18 protein-coding genes are annotated in these 18,985 nt (G+C 52.4%); 11 read left to right on the top strand and 7 right to left on the bottom strand.

Annotated elements, in window-relative coordinates; translation table 11 throughout:
- The first annotated feature begins 16 nt into the window (after positions 1 to 16).
- Entirely contained in the window at positions 17 to 409 is a 393-nt protein-coding gene (locus AB1L42_RS14950) for a BlaI/MecI/CopY family transcriptional regulator (RefSeq protein ID WP_367057198.1), read from the top strand.
- Positions 406 to 2,511 carry a M56 family metallopeptidase gene (locus tag AB1L42_RS14945; protein WP_367057195.1) on the top strand — a complete coding sequence of 702 codons (2,106 nt, stop codon included), beginning with the start codon at positions 406 to 408 and terminating at the stop codon, positions 2,509 to 2,511. The genes AB1L42_RS14950 and AB1L42_RS14945 overlap by 4 nt, the downstream gene beginning before the upstream one ends.
- Positions 2,512 to 2,534: 23 nt before the next feature.
- Here the strand turns inward: AB1L42_RS14945 and AB1L42_RS14940 are convergent, their stop codons facing one another.
- From AB1L42_RS14940 to AB1L42_RS14930, 3 genes are all read right to left on the bottom strand, one after another.
- A complete protein-coding gene (locus tag AB1L42_RS14940; RefSeq protein ID WP_367057192.1) occupies positions 2,535 to 3,221 on the bottom strand; it encodes an aquaporin in 687 nt (228 codons plus the stop codon).
- 265 nt (positions 3,222 to 3,486) lie between these two features.
- Positions 3,487 to 3,849 (bottom strand): cupin domain-containing protein, encoded by a 363-nt coding sequence (locus AB1L42_RS14935; protein WP_367057189.1) that lies wholly within the window; start codon positions 3,847 to 3,849, stop codon positions 3,487 to 3,489.
- A 167-nt stretch (positions 3,850 to 4,016) separates the two neighbouring features.
- A complete protein-coding gene (locus tag AB1L42_RS14930; RefSeq protein WP_367057186.1) occupies positions 4,017 to 4,364 on the bottom strand; it encodes an STAS domain-containing protein in 348 nt (115 codons plus the stop codon).
- 302 nt (positions 4,365 to 4,666) lie between these two features.
- Between AB1L42_RS14930 and AB1L42_RS14925 the strand changes: the two genes are divergently transcribed.
- A complete protein-coding gene (locus AB1L42_RS14925) occupies positions 4,667 to 6,157 on the top strand; it encodes an arylsulfatase (RefSeq protein WP_367057183.1) in 1,491 nt (496 codons plus the stop codon).
- A gap of 157 nt (positions 6,158 to 6,314) precedes the next feature.
- On the opposite strand, the gene AB1L42_RS14920 is transcribed toward AB1L42_RS14925, so the two are convergent.
- The 3 genes from AB1L42_RS14920 to AB1L42_RS14910 all read right to left on the bottom strand — a co-directional run bounded on the left by AB1L42_RS14920 (position 6,315) and on the right by AB1L42_RS14910 (position 8,731).
- The gene (locus AB1L42_RS14920; protein WP_367057180.1) at positions 6,315 to 7,187 is read right to left on the bottom strand and encodes a PDZ domain-containing protein; all 873 of its coding nucleotides are present in this window, start codon (positions 7,185 to 7,187) and stop codon (positions 6,315 to 6,317) included.
- Between the two features lie 183 nt (positions 7,188 to 7,370).
- Complete coding sequence (locus AB1L42_RS14915; protein WP_367057177.1) at positions 7,371 to 8,171, bottom strand: hypothetical protein; 801 nt, start codon at positions 8,169 to 8,171, stop codon at positions 7,371 to 7,373.
- The gene (locus tag AB1L42_RS14910) at positions 8,171 to 8,731 is read right to left on the bottom strand and encodes a sigma-70 family RNA polymerase sigma factor (RefSeq protein WP_367057174.1); all 561 of its coding nucleotides are present in this window, start codon (positions 8,729 to 8,731) and stop codon (positions 8,171 to 8,173) included. The genes AB1L42_RS14915 and AB1L42_RS14910 overlap by 1 nt, the downstream gene beginning before the upstream one ends.
- Before the next feature lie 475 nt (positions 8,732 to 9,206).
- Between AB1L42_RS14910 and AB1L42_RS14905 the strand changes: the two genes are divergently transcribed.
- The 7 genes from AB1L42_RS14905 to AB1L42_RS14875 all read left to right on the top strand — a co-directional run bounded on the left by AB1L42_RS14905 (position 9,207) and on the right by AB1L42_RS14875 (position 17,269).
- Complete coding sequence (locus AB1L42_RS14905) at positions 9,207 to 10,784, top strand: pilus assembly protein N-terminal domain-containing protein (protein WP_367057171.1); 1,578 nt, start codon at positions 9,207 to 9,209, stop codon at positions 10,782 to 10,784.
- Between the two features lie 152 nt (positions 10,785 to 10,936).
- Positions 10,937 to 11,506, top strand: coding sequence for a hypothetical protein (locus AB1L42_RS14900; RefSeq protein ID WP_367057168.1), 570 nt, complete (start codon positions 10,937 to 10,939; stop codon positions 11,504 to 11,506).
- 154 nt (positions 11,507 to 11,660) lie between these two features.
- A complete protein-coding gene (locus tag AB1L42_RS14895; RefSeq protein ID WP_367057165.1) occupies positions 11,661 to 12,419 on the top strand; it encodes a hypothetical protein in 759 nt (252 codons plus the stop codon).
- Between the two features lie 214 nt (positions 12,420 to 12,633).
- Positions 12,634 to 13,638, top strand: a complete 1,005-nt coding sequence (nadA, locus tag AB1L42_RS14890; RefSeq protein WP_367057162.1) for a quinolinate synthase NadA — start codon at positions 12,634 to 12,636, stop codon at positions 13,636 to 13,638.
- A gap of 298 nt (positions 13,639 to 13,936) precedes the next feature.
- Positions 13,937 to 15,220, top strand: coding sequence for a citrate synthase (locus AB1L42_RS14885; RefSeq protein WP_367057159.1), 1,284 nt, complete (start codon positions 13,937 to 13,939; stop codon positions 15,218 to 15,220).
- 108 nt (positions 15,221 to 15,328) lie between these two features.
- A complete protein-coding gene (locus tag AB1L42_RS14880; protein ID WP_367057156.1) occupies positions 15,329 to 15,619 on the top strand; it encodes a hypothetical protein in 291 nt (96 codons plus the stop codon).
- Between the two features lie 306 nt (positions 15,620 to 15,925).
- Entirely contained in the window at positions 15,926 to 17,269 is a 1,344-nt protein-coding gene (locus AB1L42_RS14875) for a DUF1501 domain-containing protein (RefSeq protein ID WP_367057153.1), read from the top strand.
- Between the two features lie 110 nt (positions 17,270 to 17,379).
- On the opposite strand, the gene AB1L42_RS14870 is transcribed toward AB1L42_RS14875, so the two are convergent.
- The gene (locus AB1L42_RS14870; RefSeq protein ID WP_367057150.1) at positions 17,380 to 17,874 is read right to left on the bottom strand and encodes a hypothetical protein; all 495 of its coding nucleotides are present in this window, start codon (positions 17,872 to 17,874) and stop codon (positions 17,380 to 17,382) included.
- Between the two features lie 471 nt (positions 17,875 to 18,345).
- On the opposite strand from AB1L42_RS14870, the gene AB1L42_RS14865 reads away from it, so the two are divergent.
- On the top strand, positions 18,346 to 18,840 hold the full coding sequence (locus tag AB1L42_RS14865; protein ID WP_367057147.1) for a ferritin-like domain-containing protein: 495 nt from the start codon (positions 18,346 to 18,348) through the stop codon (positions 18,838 to 18,840).
- Positions 18,841 to 18,985: the final 145 nt, after the last annotated feature.

The following is an 18,985-nucleotide window of genomic DNA, read 5'->3' as shown; positions in this document are numbered from 1 at the left end:
CCGAAGGCCAATTCCCATGAGCCAACGTCCTGCTTTATCCAAAGCCGAAATGGAAATTGCCAGGATTGTCTGGGACCTTCAAACTGCCACCGTCCGCGATGTCCTGGAATCTCTCCCGGAAGGACGAGAGATCGACTACAAGACTGTGCAGACATTCTTGAGGCGGCTCGAGACCAAGGGGTATCTGACATCGAAGAGATCGGGCAGAAGCTTGCTTTACACAGCGAAAGTTCGCCCCAGTCAGGTGATTCATGAGACGGTGAAAGACTTCGTCGGACGGTTGTTCGACGGAGAAGCACTCCCCCTCGTGGAACATTTGATTCGCGAACAGGGACTGAAGGACGACGACTTACAACAGCTGAAGGACATGCTCTCGCATTTGGAATCGGAACAGACAATCCCCGAATGAGCGATCGTGTAATAGAACTGCTGTGGACTCAACTTTGGCAGATCACGCTGCTGATCCCGGTCGCCATAATCACCGTCCGTACGTTGACCAAACACGCCAGTCATTTCAGCTACGCAATTCTGCTTCTGATTCTCATCAAAACGATCACTCCTCCGCTCTGGAGTTCACCGACAGGAGTCTTTAGCTGGGTCGCTCCGAATCGCACAGCCGCAGTTTCGACACCTGCCAAAACTCCCAGTCAGAAGATTGACTCACCAAGTCCTGATGTGATTTCAGAGCCTGCTGATCCAGCAATCGCACAATCGCAAGTTGAGCACGGATCGACAGACGCAGTCGAGCATTCTTCTTCGCTTGCTGAGTCATCTGCTCTTTCGACTTCACCAAAACCCGCCGAAATCTCCTGGATTCAGATTTCGCTCTTTGTCTGGTTCACGGGCGCAATCTCATTAATTGGATACCTGTTAGGCAAACTCGGGCAAATGCGGCGTTTCCATCAGGATACCCGAGTCGAACCTTCCGATGAGTTGCTCGAAGCTGTCGAAATCGTTTCTGCGAATTTAGGCCTGACAAAAATTCCGCGAGTTCTCGTAACGCTGCATCCCAGCGTTCCGTTCGCGACAGGTGTGTTTCGGCCATTTGTTGTTCTCCCTTCGCATCTTGTCGATAAGACAACACCCGAAGAGATGCGGCTCATTCTCGCTCATGAAATGACCCACTTGAGGCGAGGAGATACCATTGTCGGCACGCTTCAGCTGATGATCCAAACCATCTGGTGGTTTCATCCATTCGTCTGGTGGTTGAACCGTGAAATGCGGCGTGTTCGCGAAGAGTGTTGTGACCGCGACGTAGTCACTCAACTTCAATGCCGACCAGCCAGCTACGCACGTTGTCTCATCAACATGCTGGAGTTGCATCAAAAGTTGCGCCACCAACCTGGACTTGCCGGGCTGAGTCCACTTGAGGTGACCCGACAACGTCTCCAAAAAATCATGCAGCCTCGCAGCAGTGCGACGGAAACATATACCCGTTTACGAACTTCCGTTCTGACCATCCTGCTGGCACTCATCATTCTGCCCGGTGCTCCGATTCAGGCTCGTAGTGCTTCCGTTGCTACGAAGATTGACCAAAGCGGTTCAGCGACATCGGATCAGAAACTCACGTCATCTCCGAAGGCAGGCGACAGTCGTGAAGCTGGAGTTGAGGAGTCGAACGAGGATTCTCCCGAGCGAGCCCAAGATGCTCAGGAAGTTGTTCAAGCGGCAGCTCAACAACAGCCTTCTCCAGAGAGAGACCTTGAACTGAACTACTCGTGGAAGCGAGGAGACGTACACAGGTACTCACTCGAGCTGACTGCGGAGTATCCGACCCAGAGACACACGCATTCAGGGACGATCGGTTTTCGAGTCGATGCTGTCGCTGCGGGACGACCCGCTCTCAGTCTGATCGAGACTGCTCTCGACAAGAGCACGGCTGCGAGGGAGGGTGTTTCGCTTCCCAAAATCGCTTCGCCTGTCGAACCTTCAGAGTCATCGATCCATCCGTTCTCTTCATTTCGCCCGCCGTTTCCCCGAGGTCCGTTTTCCTATCAGGAATCTGTCGATCCCGAAACTGTCGAATTTGGATCGGATCAATTCCGCGATCCAGCTTCAGGTATCTTGCCGTATCTTCTTGGAAATCTCGAAACATGGATCTACCCGCGAGTTCCGGGAAAGGTCAGCCACACCTGGACTGATCAGCAGACACGCTCGGTTCAATTGGTCGCTTCTCCGTCCGGGGATTTCGGCCGCGGTTCTCCATTCGATTCCCAACCTCAGATGGAAATGCTGTTGCAGCTGACTCGCCGTGAGACCGTTTCCAGTTGGGATTCCGAGAAGATCGCAACTTCGACCGACTGGCATCTGCAATCACAGGAACTCGTGGATGGTTCACCACGACGTGAGATCAATCTTCTGGGGCAAACCAAATTCGGCCGCGAGACATCGTTCTTAGTGTTCGGCCAGTACGACGGCCAACTCATCGAGCGCGAGCGGTTTCACGAGTATCGGATTCCCCTGAAAATCCGGATCGTCCGATCGGGAGATGAGTCCGACAGCGGAAGCTAACCACGACTCGCATCATCAGTCCGTCAGCTCTCAACGGACTCGGTTTCGGGAGTTGCTGCGTGTTCTTGAGCGTGAAGAATACGGCAGATCGGCACGGCAGCGACGGCACCCAGAGTTGTGGCGACAATATAAATCCACAAGTCGCCAGTTTGACCACTCACAACAGCTGGTCCAATGGAGCGAGCTGGGTTCATTGACGCACCGCACAGAGGTCCGGCAAACATTGCTTCGAACGCGACCACTCCTCCGATCGCAGCGCCGGCCATGATGCCTTTCTCTTTCGCCCCCGTGGAAACGGTCAGGATGACGAACATCAAGATGAAGGTCAGCAGGAACTCGAAGACAAGGGACGACCACGCACTCAATGCGGGTAGCGTCGCTCCGAGAGTTGGATTGTCGGGAAAGACTGACTTCAAGACGAGACTCGCCGAAATCGCTCCGAGAATTTGAACGAAGATGTAGGGAATCACCTGCTCAACGGGAAAGCGTTTGTCCACAGTAAATGCAATCGTCACAGCTGGGTTGATGTGGCATCCCGAGATATCACCGATTGCGTAGATCATCGCCATCACGACCAGCCCGAAGGTCAGCGCGATGCCGACATGTGTGACCGCTCCTGCGGAAAAATCATTGATCACGATCGCACCCGTTCCAGCAAAAACAAGGCTGAACGTTCCAATGAACTCCGCGAGGATTTTTCTGCTGAGCATGTTCTCGACTTCTTGTGATCGGAGGGAAGGGAGGCGGGAGCGTATGTGTTCGCTTTGATCAGAGAAGGTGACTTGCAGCCCGAACGACGTCAATAGAGTCGATGAATCTTTCTTCTTTACACGCTTGGCGAGTTCAGCGGATCTTCATCTTAAGTTGGCAATGAGTGGCATGAATTCAAATCGACAGAAACAAGTTCACGCAACGACAAGACGATGAAGACGGGTTGAGTATCACGACTTAATAGCATAAATCTTTTCGGCGTGATTACTCGTCGCGATGTACGGACTCCGGAGAGAATGCTGGCAGGCAGATGGCGAGATATTCAGCGCCTTCTTTTCCGGGAGTGCTGTAGCGGACCCACTCTCCGGGTTCGCAGATGACTGCCTGACCGGATTGAACTTTCAGAGTTTCGGTCTTCGATTCGATGTGTAGTTCGCCGGAGAGAACAATCGTCATTTCGCGGAAGTGCGGTGTTTGTCCCGGCTCAACCCAGCCTTCGGGAGACTTCATTCTAGCGATGCTGATGGAATCGTCTCCCGAATTGACTCGACCGATGAATTCTTCAATGAGCTTAGGTTTGTTCCCGGCAGCTTGAACGACAGTCGGTGATTCAATAAGTCGAGGCATGTATGTCTTCGTTCCTGTCAGAACTTCATCAGTTAAGGTTGGATAACAGCAAATCATTCGGGCCGAAGTTCGGGAGATGTCCCGTCGATCGGATAGACCTTTAGCCCAAGTCGTTGAGATTGGGTTTTTCAACATCAAGCAAACAGACCGGACCGCTGCCGCGTCAATTACGACTCGTTTTCTGGGAGCGGAACGTCAACAAAGTGAACTTCCATAATGGTGTTCAGCTTGGTTGTTTCCAGAACTTCAGAAATGTCCGGTGAAGGGTTATAGAGATGAACGTCGACGCTTTGCTTCATGATTGAAGCAAGTAAGCCGAGCAAGCCACTTGGAAGAAGTTTGACGCCGGTTAAATCGAACGCGAGGACTTCGCACTGCACGTCTTCGATGAGCTTCAGGATCTCGTCACGACAGACAGCGACGTTGACGGTGTCAAGAACGTCACGCCCACCAAACCCGACCACAGTGGTTGGGCCCACCGAGTAAACTTCAAGAATTGCGGTTTCTTCATTCATGAGGTGCTCTTGTCTATCGCAGAATGGAAAGGGCTCCTACGCATGTGAAGTGATGTGACAACGATCAGCCTGGCCACCACTCAACTCCAATGTCTCAGCTTACCCTCTCCATGAAATGACTTCAAAGCAGTACTGAATTCTGAGCACCGAATCTCTTCTCTGTGGATGATCACACTATCAATGGGAGTGACAACTTCAACTCGTCGTTGGTCGGATTTGCTTGATTCGACAAGCTTGAAGACAAGAGATAGGATAACGAATCGTTGATGTGAAACTCGCCGTCCGTTCAGGAAAAAATAGATATGATGCGCGGAACACTGGCTGTTGCGATCGTGGCGATCCTCTCCTCTTCTCAACTCCTCGCGGAGTCTCTGGTTGGTTCCAAACCGAACATCATTCTCGTGATCACAGACGATCAGGGATATGCTCCGGTGGGACGACACGGACATCCATGGATCGAAACTCCGAACATGGATCAACTCTACGATCAAAGCACGCGACTGACGCGATTCCTCGTCGCGCCGACTTGTTCCCCAACTCGCTCTGCGTTGATGACCGGACGTCATCCGATGCGAAACGGTGTCACGCATACCATTCTCGAACGCGAACGGATGACGTTGGATGCGGTCACACTTCCGCAGGTGCTGAAGACCGCTGGCTACACTTCCGGGATTTTCGGGAAGTGGCACCTCGGAGATGAAGACGAATACCAACCTCATCACCGTGGATTCGACGAAGCCTTCATTCATGGAGCTGGCGGAATCGGTCAAGCCTACGATTGCAGTTGTGCAGATGCACCTGGCAACAAGTACTTCGATCCTGTGATTAAGCACAATGGGTCGTTTGTGAAGACGAAGGGGTTCTGCACCGACCTGTTCTTCTCCGCTGCTCTGGGATGGATTGATTCAGTCAAGGAAAAGGACGAACCGTTCTTCGCGTACATCGCGACCAACGCCCCGCACGGTCCGTTCATCGCTCCGGAAGAAAACGCTCAACGCTTTCTCGATCTCGGTTTCACTGACAAGGAAGCTGGCTTCTACGGGATGATCGAAAATATTGACGAAAATCTCGGTCGACTTCTGAAGCAGGTCGACGAATGGGATCTTGCCAACAACACAGTTGTCATCTTCATGTCCGATAACGGAATGACGGGCGGAGGCTCGGGACGCATGGGCAAGATGATCGGCACGACTCCCGAAGGCGAGAAGCTTTATCCCTACAATGCTGGCATGAAAGGGCTCAAAGGGTCAGCCGACGAAGGCGGAGTGCGCGTTCCGTTTTTCATCCGCTGGACTGGTCGCATTGAGGAAGGGAAAGACATTGACCGCATCGCTGCCCACATCGATTTGTTCCCAACGTTGACGAACCTCGCAGGCGCCGAGAACCCATCCGAACAGGTCGAAGGTCGTAGCTTGTTGCCATTGATCGAAAATCCCGATGCCGAGTGGAAAGGGCGACTTCTCTACACGCACAAAGGTCGATGGAAAACCGGTGAAGATCCCAACGAAAGTCAGTGGAGCGACTTCGCTGTCCGAAATCAGCGTTTCCGTATGGTCGGAAAAAATGAACTCTACGACATGCGGAAAGATCTCGGGCAGACGAGCAATGTGATCGAAGATCATCCGGAAGTCGTGGAGCGATTCACGAAAGCCTACGATCGCTGGTGGAAGAAGACTGTTCCGTTGATGGTTAACGAGTCAGCCCCAATGCTGCCGTACCGACCGTTTCATGTCCAATACGAAAAACAGTCATCGTCAGTCGGGATTCCGGAGTGGAAAGAACCGCAGTTTTGACGAGCAGCTGAGAGCTTGAGAAACCGACGGTTCAGCACATCGAAATTTCTGTTCGTAGTTGTTCCGTCGGAATCACAAGCAAGAATCGGCTGAGCAGATTGATTTGCTCGTGTGCTTTAACCACGTCAGCATTTCGAGAAGAGGGTGCTCAACAAACTTACTCAGAGTCGTTTGACTTCTGAAGTGCCTGCTTCATCTCAAGATGTTTGATGGCAGTTCGGAGTTGATCGAGCAGTTCCTGAACCTGTGCCCGTTCTGCTCGAAGTTCTTCACAAGCTTGATGAATCTCGGCAGCGGCGCTCGCGCTGACGTCATGTTTCGAATGATCCGATGGGGGAGCGTTCGTCTCGATTTCGTCGGCACTTTGAATGCTCAACAGATTCGAACCGTCCGGAAATGCGAATCCGGGAATTTCCATCTCCGGGGGTACTTCCTGTTCCATCCGCTGGAGATCGTCAGCCTCGATTTGTGACCATGTGACCGGGCGGACTTTGAGATTCAAGACTTCCTGTTTGCGACGAACTTTGACGTCCATCTCGCGATCGTGGAATCTCTCGATGATCTCCCGGAATTCGGGAATCGAGCGAATTGGCGTGCTGTCCAGTTCAAGAAGAAGGTCGTGTTCGAGGATTCCCGCCTGAGCAGCCGGACCATCTTCGAGTACGTGAATGATCAAGAACCCGACACCCTCTTCGATTCCCAGCAGCCCATGAAGTCCCTCAGGGAGAGGTTTCAGGACAGCTCCGATCACAATCCGGTTTTGATCAACTGCCTGTTCCATATTCTGAAATGGAATCGCAGCTCCTGGTGGCGGAAGTTCGACAGGTCGACCTCCCTCCATCCTGAATAAGCGAGGCCGTCCGAAAGAATCGAAGATCAGGATCTCACGAATGTTTTCCGGGACCTCAGATAGTGCGGCCGGATCGGAAGCCGTTTCTGAGGAATCTGTTTCAGCAGGTTGATCGGCTTTGAGATGCGCAGCTTTGCCACCGCTCCAAAGGAGTGGGACCGATGCAAACAGAGCTAACATCAGACTAGTCTGACTCCATCTCTTTTGTGTTGTTAGCATCTGTCGAATCTCCTCTCATGAGCGATCATCAGCATTTAGAGCTGTTCATTTGAGTCTTGTTCGGTCGTGCAATGTTTAGCGGAAACACTCCCGACTTCACACTCAGTTTTCAGAATTGCGCGGCCTTGTCTGTGCTGTGATGGTTTATTGAACGGCCGGGACGACCTGAACATTGTGTCCCGGAATGATCGCTTGACGACCATTCCCTAGATTCACGCGGAACGACCGCTGCGGGGTTCTCTTCAGCTCGTACCCGCTTCTTTCCATTTGTTCACGCCAGTCTAATGGGACATCCTGACTCGTGAATGGAACGAGTGAGCGGCTCGGTGGCGGTTCGTTTCGGTTTCCGACAAGGTGCGTGAAATTGGGAACTCCACTCGGAGCATGACCCGGAGGAAGTTCGTTTCTACCCGCCGACTGATTGAGGCCCCATCCTCCGTTTCCAAGCGGATGCCCGGTCCCCACAGCGATGGCTCCTGATTCGATCCCATCCTTGATCGCTCCAAGATCAAACGTTCCCGCCATCTGAGACGGATCGGCAGGTGGAGTCGATGACGAATTGGAAGCGAGGTGAACACCGAAGCCACCGGAGAACAGGCCGATCATCAAACTCGCTGCGACAAGCGGAAGAATTCGATGCAACCCGGGAGTGCTACTTCGACTCTGGTCGGAAGAGTTGACCTTGGGGGGGGCAGTCGACGGCGAAATAGACGTCGCTTCCGGGCTGATTTCCGGTGCGGGAACTGTTGCGACTTTGGCAATGGGCTGTTCGGCTCGATGTTGCAGAGCGGTGCGGAACAGCTGGTTCTCCAGATACTCAATTGCCAGCTTTCTCCAGCCTGACTGATTCGGTTCCGAATCCAACTGACGGATCAGTTCAATTTGCTCCGGCTCGCTGAGCTCGCCATCCAGACAGCGTTGAATTACTACATCATCAATCATCATCAGACATCTTCCTCAGAGTACTGAGCAAGGAGACTCCTTAATCGTTTTTTGGACCGAACAAGTCGATGCTCAATTGTATTCTTCGAGACTCCCAGGTTTTCTGACAAATCCTGATAAGTCCAGTTTTCCACGTACTTCAAATGCAGGATCTCACGGTCGAGTTCGCCGAGATCGGCCAGTGCCTGTCGAAGAACTTCGGCGCGTTCTGTTCTCACGAGAAACGCGAGCGGGTCATCTTCCACAGCGAAGTTCGATCGGGGAGTGAGTGCCTGATTGTTTTCAACCAGGCGTCTGTAACGTCCCGACTTCCTTCGATACTGCAAAACCTGCCGAATCGCGACGCGGTACAGCCAGGAGCGTGCTTTCGTCAAATCCGAGGGACGCAAGTCTCGGCGGCTGACAGCGACACTGACCTCCTGAAAGACATCATCGACTTCTTCGGTGGAATGAAGTCGATTGCGTAACACTCCACGAATCCAGTTCTCATTCTCTTCCAGTAACCGGATCCAGAATAAGTCCTGAGTATCGCTTGATTGAGTTGCCGCAATCTTCTCTGCCACCTCGATCATGTCTCCTAAATGGTTGCCGCTGGAGAGATAGTTCTGACGCTTTTCTGACAAATTCTAACGATTTGTGTCGAGATCGCGACACCTTGTCAAACTCCGACCGAAAGCCACGAATTGAGAATATGGGGAATTTCACTCTTACGTATGCATCCGAAATCCCTGTTGACTCGTCTTTTGAACAGCGGGCTGCCGCCGAAGACGGTCTCCACTGTAACACGCCCAAGTTTTGAGTGCTTGATTCATTAGTCTCGACTCTCATTGGTTTTACGGAACGTTCGAGTTTGACGCCACGGCTTTCGAGCGTGTTAAACTTTTCCGGTAATAGCGATTATTTTCGATCTGCCCGGCAAACATGATGTCGAATCACTCATTTTCGTGTCGAAAACTACTATGGACGCAGAAGTGCGCCGGATGTGTGAACTTCTATGAAGATTGAGACGAAGTGGACGAACGACTAGTGGATGGATCCATGAGGAGAGAATTCGAACATTCTGCGCGTCCGCTTCCGATCATTCGTATCATTGCGATTGCGGTCGCTGTGATTGTCGGATTCTGGGGCCAAGGGCAACTTGCTGCGCAACCGGTTCAGACGAAGGTTTCTTCCCTTGTGGAAGAGGTCGTGAGTGCTGAAGTTGAACTGGAAGTCAGCAAGCGTCGATCAAAGATCCTGCGGATGAAGAAAGATATCTTTCGCGCAGCGGTCGCTGATCCAACCATTCTAGAATTCGTGGCGTTCGGCTCACGAGAAATTGAGATCATCGGAAAAGAGACTGGCAGCACGACCGTCACATTGTGGCTGGGAGATGAACTCGACCCAACGCTGCTCAGCATGCTGGTCACAGTTGTGAAAGACGACGGAGTCGATCGTCAACGACGGCTTGAATATCACGAGCTGCAGTCGATGATCAACGAGATGTTTCCGGACAGCAGAGTCCAACTTATACCGATCGCAGACAAATTGATCATTCGCGGTCAGGCTCGTGATGAACAGGAAGCTGTCCAGATCCTCGCTGTTATTGGCGAAAATGCCGGCAATGCAACCAACGGTCAGGTCGACACACTTCTCTCAACGACAACCGCTGCTCAGCCGTTTCCGGATGCATCTTATCTGCCGGAAGTTCGGCTTGTGAATCTGCTGGAAGTTCCCGGAGAAAAGCAGGTGATGTTGAAGGTCCGCATCGCGGAATTGCAGCGATCCGCAGGCAGAGAACTGGGAGCCGACATCGGATTCGATATCAAAGAATTCATGTTCTCCAGCATTCTCTCTGGCGGCGGTAATGTGTTGTCGACCGGAACATTCTCTGATGGAAGTTTCGAAGTTGTATTGAAAGCACTTGTCACCAACGGCAACGCGAAAATCCTGTCGGAACCGAATCTGGTTGTCCTCAGTGGTGAGTCGGCAACGTTTCTGTCCGGGGGCGAATTCGCCGTTCCGACCGTCGTCGGAGTGGGTGGAGCTCAAGCAGCGACGACAAGTTTTCGAGGGTTTGGAACGTCGGTCGACTTCACACCGACAGTGTTGGACAAGGACCGCATCCGCCTTCGCGTCGCTCCGTCATTCTCGACATTGAATAAGTCGAATTCGGTGCAGGGGATTCCAGGAGTTGATACGCGCTCGACGAGTACAGTCGTTGATCTTCGAGAAGGACAGACGCTGGCCATCGCTGGTTTGATCCAGGAACAACAAAGTGCTGAGTCAACACGTCTGCCGTTTCTGGGTGAAATCCCCGGTCTCAATATCATCACTGAATCGAAATCCGTCTCACGTGATGAGACGGAACTGTTGATTCTCGTTTCACCAGAACTCGTCCATCCGCTCGAACCGGATCAAGCACCACAAATTCTTCCTGGAATGGAAGTGACGGAACCTAATGACCTCGACTTCTTCTTCTTTGGAGATCTTGAAGGTCGTAATGAGAGTTTCCACAGAAGCACGGTTTGGCCCCTCTACAAGAGCCGCATGAAACGTTGCGGATACTTCGAATGTGAGAAGCATCATCAGTCGTCGAAGTACTTCCTGAACGGGGCGCACGGATTCAGTCAGTAGAACACTTTTCGAAAAGAGCCTTTACGAATTCGCACGAGCCAGCAGAACGAAAATCGTGCCCAGCAGTCCAGACGAGTGCACAGGGAACAACAACACTCTCTCACTCTCGATGGCGTGCTTCTCATCTGAGGAACTTCAAAACCATGAGCACAATGCGAATTCGAACATTTGCAGCCATTCTGACAACCACCGGCATGCTCGCGGGATGCACGTCATGTGAGAAATGTGCTGACATGGGCGACATCACGCCGCATCCTCTCGGAACCTTGACCGATCCAGTCTGGCAACAGCAGGAATCGAACGCCGAAGCTTCGGACTTCGTCATCTACGAACATGAGTGGAACGGGAACGGCATTGAATTGAATCTTGCGGGAAAAGATCACGTCAAACAGATCGCTGCCCGCATCGAGTCGACGCCATATCCGATCATCGTCGAACGCAGTTCAATGAGCATCGATCCGGAGACTGAGTTCCGCTATCCAGTGAACAACAACCGCGAACTCGACGAACAGCGACGCCAACTGATCGTGGATGCACTCGCAGCGATGGGGATGTACGAAGCAGAGAACAGAGTTGTCGTCGGTCCGGCACTGACACCCGGATTCACAGGACCACAAGCTCAACGAGCCTATGCGAGAGGCATGAGCTCACAATCTGGATTTGGTGGCGGATACGGCAATGCGTACGGAGGAGGTTTCTCCGGAGGAATCGGAGGATTTTAGTTGGGCATTTAGCCTCATCACATCTTCAGTCAACGCACGGCCAATTTCAGTGGTCACCTACTTCCACACTCAATCAGTCAGAGATTGAATTGATACAGCTTCCAGGATCACATCTGTGAGAATTCGGCCAACGATGAACAATGGTGAGCCCTCCATGTTCCTTCCAAAACTTTCGACCTGTCGTCTGCTGATCGCGTACGCGATGCTGATTTCATTCGGGACTGGGTGCTCGCTGAATTCGAACAGTGTGGTGACTGCACCACCGCACGACCGGACGATGTCTACGGAGTCGAATCTCAAGTTCAGTATCGCCCGTGCGAAAGAGTCCGACGACGATTTACTCTCCGCTCTCGATATCTATCGGGAACTCTACGTGTCGAATTCTGAAGACTCATCGATCGCTCATCGACTCGGAGTCACACTCGTTCGAACTGGCGAAATCGAGGAGGGAATCACCTACTTGCTGGAAGCTGATTCCATGACCCTCCGCAATCACGAAGTGAAAACTGATCTCGGTTATGCCTATCTTTTGTCGGGAGAGTTTGTGCTGGCCGAAGAATTTCTTCGAGAAGCTCTCAACATTCATCCGGAAGATGAACGGGCTGTCAACAATCTCGCCCTCGCAGTTGGATCTCAGGGACGAATCAGCGAAGCATACGCTCTCTACAAGAGCGTGATGACGGACGCAGAGGCCAACTCGAACATCGCATACATCCATGCCCAGCGTGGAGAAACCGACCTCGCACTTGCCCGCTACAACAGTGCTCTCACGGTGAATCCCAAGTTGACAAACGCCGCAGAAGGGATTGTTCAGGTTCTTGAGCTCCAAACGCAATTGGCCCAGCGATCACCGACGGAGAAGGAAAGTTCTCCGATCCAACTCGTCCATGCGGAATCGGAATCCAGGGAATAAGCGTCCTTTCGGTCGTTCCGCGTTGACGCGATGACTTTTCGAGCATCGTACTCTTTCCGATGCACTCGCTCGTGTCTCTTCATGCAGCCATTCTAAAGCTCATCACTTGCCGCTCTGCGTCCGCTGACGCGATGAATTTCCGAATCGAACGGTGAATTCGTCCCGCACTCGTGACCTGCAGAGCGGCGAAGCTATAATGGGGCTGGAGGAAAATATGCGAGACAACAACTTAATGCCGATTGTGGATGAGCCAGCCGGGATCTACGAAGACCCGTTGGATCTGATGGATGAAATTGACCGTTTGAAGAAGGCGAAAGACGCCACAATCTTGGCACACTATTACGTCGATGGAGAAATCCAGGACGTGGCCGATTTCACCGGCGATTCATTACAACTTGCACGCGATGCTGCCCGGGTTGAGACTTCGACGATTGTGTTCTCTGGAGTCCACTTTATGGCGGAAACAGCGAAGATGCTGAATCCGTCGAAGACCGTGCTGCTGCCTGATCTTCAGGCGGGATGTTCGCTTTCTGACAGTTGTCCTGCCGATCAGTTGGCTGCTTATCAGAAAAAGCTGAGAGAAGAAGGACGTGACTTCCAGACTGTCGCGTACATCAACACCTCAGCAGCAGTCAAGAGCCTCTGCGACTGGATCGTCACCAGCGGCAACGCTCGCGAAGTCGTCGAAGAACGAGTTCCGAAAGACAAGGAAATTCTGTTCGTCCCCGACCAGCATCTCGGACGTTATCTGGTTGAAGTGACCGGACGAGAGATGATTCTGTGGCCTGGCTCGTGCATGGTTCACGAAGTCTTCAGCTTGCAGGATCTCATTCGCGCCAAGAAAAACACACCTGGCTCAGTCGTCATCGCACATCCAGAATGTCCCCAAAACATTCTCGAAGTCGCAGACTTCATTGGTGGAACTGAACGGATGAAGCAGCACTGCGCCTCCATTCAGGAGCCGACGAAATTCCTCGTCGCGACCGAAGCCAACATGATTTATCCCCTTGAGAATGCAGCTCCGCAGCATGAGTTCATTCCAGTTCCGGGGATCATGACCGACACCGGAGAGACTTGCGCCTGCAATCGCTGCCCACATATGGCACGCAACACTCTGGCGAAAGTGCGAGACTGTCTCAAACGAGGGAAACCCGAAATCGAATGGCAGCCTTACTTCGATAAAGCTCGGGAAGTCGTGACACGGAGTCTTTTGCAGTAACGTCCGTTAGGGATCAGATTTCCAAGAAACGGACAGTCAATGCTGGCGTGACCGTGACTTTCCGCGGAGATGCGATCTCGGCAAGAGACGTATCTTTCGTGTTTGGGCGGTTCTCATCGAACTTGAGTTGACCCGCACGCAAGTCCGGAGTCAGTTTGACGGAACGTTGAGAAAATCGAATGGTAGACTTGTACGCCCTCGATTGTCTGCCATCATGGACACGCCGCGCTACGCCGATAACGGAAATATCCCGAGATGACATCTCTCGACGTGATGAGAAAGCAGTAAAAGACACGCCATGGCCGAATCGCTGACAATCACTGACAATCGCACCGGAAAGACCTACGAACTTCCGGTAGAGAATGACACCATTCGCGCCCTCGATCTCCGCCAGATCAAAGTCAATGATGACGATTTCGGGTTGATGACCTACGATCCGGGATATACCAACACGGCCTCTTGCAAGAGTTCGATCACGTATATCGACGGCGACAAAGGAATCCTCGAGTACCGTGGATTCCCAATTGAAACGCTCGCTGAAAACAGCTCGTTCACCGAAGTGGCGTATCTGTTGTTGAACGGCAAGCTTCCGTCGGCAGACGAACTCTCCGTGTGGCAGGACGACATCAATCACCACACGGTCGTTCACGAAAACATCAAACGGCAGATGGAATCGTTCCGGTACGATGCTCACCCGATGGGGATGATGATCAGCACGGTGGCTGCGTTGTCAACATTCTATCCGGAAGCGAAGAACGTCACGGACCCAGCGAATCGCAAGCTGCAGATCCAGCGACTGATTGCCAAAGTCCCCACCATCGCTGCCTTCACTTTTCGGCACAGTCAGGGCCATCCCTACATCTACCCAAACAACAAACTGAGCTATTCCGAGAACTTCCTCAACATGATGTTCCGGATGATCGGAAACGACTACGAGCCCAACGAGGCCCTCGTCAAAGCTCTCGATATTCTCTTCATCCTGCATGCTGATCACGAACAGAACTGCTCAACAAGCGTGATGCGTGCGATCGGTTCATCAGCTGCTGATCCATACTCAGCCTGGGCAGGGGCTGCGGCCGCTCTCTACGGACCACTGCACGGTGGAGCGAACGAAGCTGTTCTTCGCATGCTGACCGAAATCGGTCATGTGAAAAACGTCCCAGACTACGTTAGTCGCTGCAAAAGTGGTGAATTGCGACTGATGGGATTCGGCCACCGCGTCTACAAGAATTACGACCCACGCGCCCGAATTATCAAGAAGTGTGCTGACGACGTTTTCGAAGTCACCGGTCGAAACCCATTGCTCGATGTCGCTTTGGAACTCGAAAAGATTGCGCTGGAAGACGAGTACTTCGTCAAACGGAAGCTTTATCCAAACGTCGATTTCTATTCCGGACTGATCTATCAGGCGATCGGTTTGCCCGTCTCTCTCTTCCCTGTGATGTTCGCCATTCCACGAACTGTCGGCTGGCTGGCACAATGGGCGGAAATGATGACCGACAAAGACCAGCGAATTCAGCGACCACGGCAAGTCTATCTGGGTGAACGCAACCTCGATTTTGTGCCGATTTCGGATCGATAGTATTCAACGAGCCTCATGTCCTCGGCAGTCAAGTAAGACCGCCGGCCAGAGCAGGGGCTTGAAGAATTCGCATTGTCGTGATTGCGTCGGCCGCAACCGGAGTTCCTCATGACAGCGCTTCGAGGATTCGCAATCACGATGGTTTCTGGAGTGGTGGGAGCCACTTTAGGTGCTGGAATTGGGAGGTCGATTGCCTCCCTCACGCCTGCCTATTATCGAACAGTCTTCCGCTTGCCCGATGATGCGACATTAAAAGAGTTGCAGGAGTTGGGTACGGGCTTGGGCATGCTGCAAGGACTTGGAACCGGACTCGCTGTTGGACTGGTAATTGTTCTGATTGTGACCTGGTACGAAATCCGCAAACTTTCATCTGAGCACAAGTTTTCTGATCCGCAGTAGCTTCACTGCGTTGAATCATCAGTCATCCGCGACGTTGCAGTTCTGCTTCCAAGCTCTCGAACGCTCATCCCGTCGCGGCAATGTCAGCTCAAGCACGCGGAGGAATTTCGTGGAAAATTGACATTTGTTTTCGCATTGAGGTATACTGATCGATAGAGGGAAGCGACGGAACTGCTTTCCTTCCCACCTGATTATGCAACGAACTACGTCGTTGTGATTTCTGTCTCTGCGTCATTTCAGCTTCGCTTATGCAGAGTCCGGAAGTCGAAACAATCAACATTCCCACCTCAACCTGGAACCAGAACGATGCTGACCCTCCTCGGTAACCGCACTCCCATGTGCGATGCTCTCTCGAGACGTTCTTTTCTCCGGATCGGAAGTTTAGCCTTGGGCGGGCTGACGCTTCCGCAGATTCTCCAGGCAGAACAAGCCAGCCGCAATCCAGCTTCCAGCAAGGGGATCATCATGATCTTCCTACCGGGAGGACCGCCACATCAGGACATGTGGGACATCAAGGTGGACGCACCAGCAGAAGTGCGAGGTGAGTTCGTCCCGATTCAGACAAAAGTTCCCGGCGTCGACATTTGCGAAATGTTCCCGAAGCTTGCCTCCAACGCCGACAAGCTCACATTCATTCGCTCCATCGTGGGAGCCTCCGGGCACCATTACGCATTTCAGTGTTTGACCGGTCATCACAATGCCAATCAGCCTCCCGGTGGATGGCCAGCGTTCGGCTCGGTTCTGTCCAAAGTTTATGGTCCCAAAGATCCCGCAGTTCCGGCGTACGTCGGACTTTCTCCCAAAACAGGCCACGTCCCTTGGGGTGATAACGGACAGCCAGGATTCCTCGGTGTGGCGCACGCGCCATTCTCTCCGCATGGGGATGGGGCAGCTGACCTCGTTCTGAACGGAATCTCGAACGACCGCCTCGCGAGTCGACAGCAGGTTCTCAAATCGTTTGATCGCTTCCGAAGGCAAGTTGATCAGAACGGAATGATGGAAGGTCTCGACGCGTTCAACCAACAGGCTTTCGGGATCTTGACATCAAGCAAGCTCGCAGACGCTCTCGATCTGGAGCAAGAACCGGAGTCAGTCCGGGAGCGCTATGGATACGGAGAAGACAAACTTCAGTTTGACGGAAGCACTCGATTGCTGACGAACTTCTTGAAAGCCAGACGACTGATCGAAGCAGGAGTTCGCTGTGTTTCGCTGTCATTCAGTCGCTGGGACTGGCACGGCGGTAACTTCACCCGAGCAAGACAAGACATGCCCATGCTTGATCAGGCGGTCAGCGCTCTGATCGAAGATCTCGACGGACGCGGAATGCTGGACGACATTTCCGTTGTCGTCTGGGGGGAATTCGGACGAACACCGAAGATCAACCCGCAGGGTGGCCGCGACCACTGGCCGCGTGTCTCTTGTGCAATGCTGGCCGGCGGAGGCATGAAACATGGGCAGGTGATTGGAGAAACGAATCGTCTCGGCGAAGAGCCTTCAGAACGACCAGTCCACTTCCAGGAAGTCTTCGCGACACTCTACAGATCACTTGGAATCGACGTCGACCAACTGACACTCGACGACTTCCAGGGACGTCCGAGGTTTCTGATCGACCAGAACAACTATCGCCCGATGCCTGAGTTGATCAGCTAAAATCTCAGTCTCTGTTTCGAGCTGTTATCGAACTCGTCCGTTTTCTCGGGCGAACGATGAGAGAGCATGCTGCCGAAAATCGTGCAGCCCAATTTTCGTGAGAATTCAGCTTAGGGAACGGTGTCGATCAGATCGTCGATCAGCCGGAGCAACAATTCCGTCGTGACTTGGATAGAGACCTGATCACGTCCCGGTTGACCTTTGACTGATTTGAATCTCTTGAGAGTGAACGTTCCCGCTCCGACCGTCGACAACATGATCTCGAAGAATTCGGTTCCCGTCGGGAGTTGAGAAGGGGGAGTTGATCGGATTAAGACTTGTCCCGCTGCTGGATCGAACTCGAGCGGTCCGATGTTCTCCATCAGGTAAGTAATTCTACTGCTGAGGTCGCTGGCCCATTGCTTCAAGACATCGAAGGCGGCCGACTGAAGTTGAGGGACGAACAAGGTCAACTCGGAGAATTCGACACTCATCGAATCGATGGCTGAAACGTCGACGGTGAGAACGAGCCCCGTGGAATCCGTCGCACGGACCTGCTTCGGAAGGGTTGCGCCAGCTTGTCGAAGATTGTTCAACTCTCTCTCGACATCATCACGTACTGCCATCGTGAATTGATCCCTTTTCTTTTGATCTCTGCAAGCAAGCGATTCGCAGTCACTCACTTACATGGTCTTCGTTGTCTCCACGAGAGCAAATTGCTCTTTCCTGTGGACTCGCTTGCGTTTTCTCACTCATTCGAAAGCTGAATTTGCTCCTGTGAGTCGGTGCAAACCAAAACTAAAAACGTTCCAGTGCAAACTTCGGATGCAGGATAACTTCACCGTCCCTCGCGGACAGCGTCTTGATCAATATGCTACCAAAGCCCGTCGAGGAATCACTCCGGCAAGAGCGAAACATTCAGAATTCACAGTCAGTGCTGTCAGTTTGCCTTGGATGACTTGCTTGAGTTCACGGCACAGGAAGTGCTTCTACACGATGAAACCGCTGAAATCAGCGTTCAACTTGCTTCACAGCTTTGGCGTTGGTCGATCAGCGAACAATTCATTCAACCAGAAAGCAACGATGGAGAATTCAAGATGAAACTCGATTCCCTGATGAAGCTATATGTTCATGAACTCAAAGATCTCTTCAGTGCTGAAAATCAGCTTGTCGATGCTCTGCCGAAGATGGTCAAGGCAGCGAATGATGAAGATCTGAAAACAGCGTTCAAGGAACATCTCACCGAGACGGAAAAGCAAATTCAGCGGTTAGAGAAAATCTTCGCACAACTCGAATTTGAACCGGGTGGACATAAGTGTGCAGGGATGGAAGGCCTGATCACCGAAGGGGAACATCTCATGAAGAGTGAGATCTCTCCGAATGTTCTTGATGCAGCCCTCATCGCTGCTGCTCAACGGGTCGAACATTACGAAATGGCAGGCTACGGCACCGCACGCACGTACGCAGAAAAGCTCGGCCGCCACGAAGATGCTGACCTGTTGCAGGAGACCTTGAACGAAGAGGGGCATGCCGACCAGCTTCTGAGTCGGCTCGCCGAGCGAAGGATCAATTTCCTCGCGATGAACAAATGATCCTGAGACGCAATTCACTGCAGTCTGAGTCAAACTCCTGTGGATTGTTCTCACGTTCTACATGTCCGAATGAGCAAGCGGAAGAATTAGCAGGAACAAAAAAACGCTCCCGACATCAGTCGGGAGCGTTTGCATTGATTGGGAA

The organism is Thalassoglobus sp. JC818 (assembly GCF_040717535.1).
Classification (GTDB): Bacteria; Planctomycetota; Planctomycetia; order Planctomycetales; family Planctomycetaceae; genus Thalassoglobus.
Note: the sequence above shows the minus strand (reverse complement) of the source record. Positions and strands in the feature narration are given on the sequence as shown.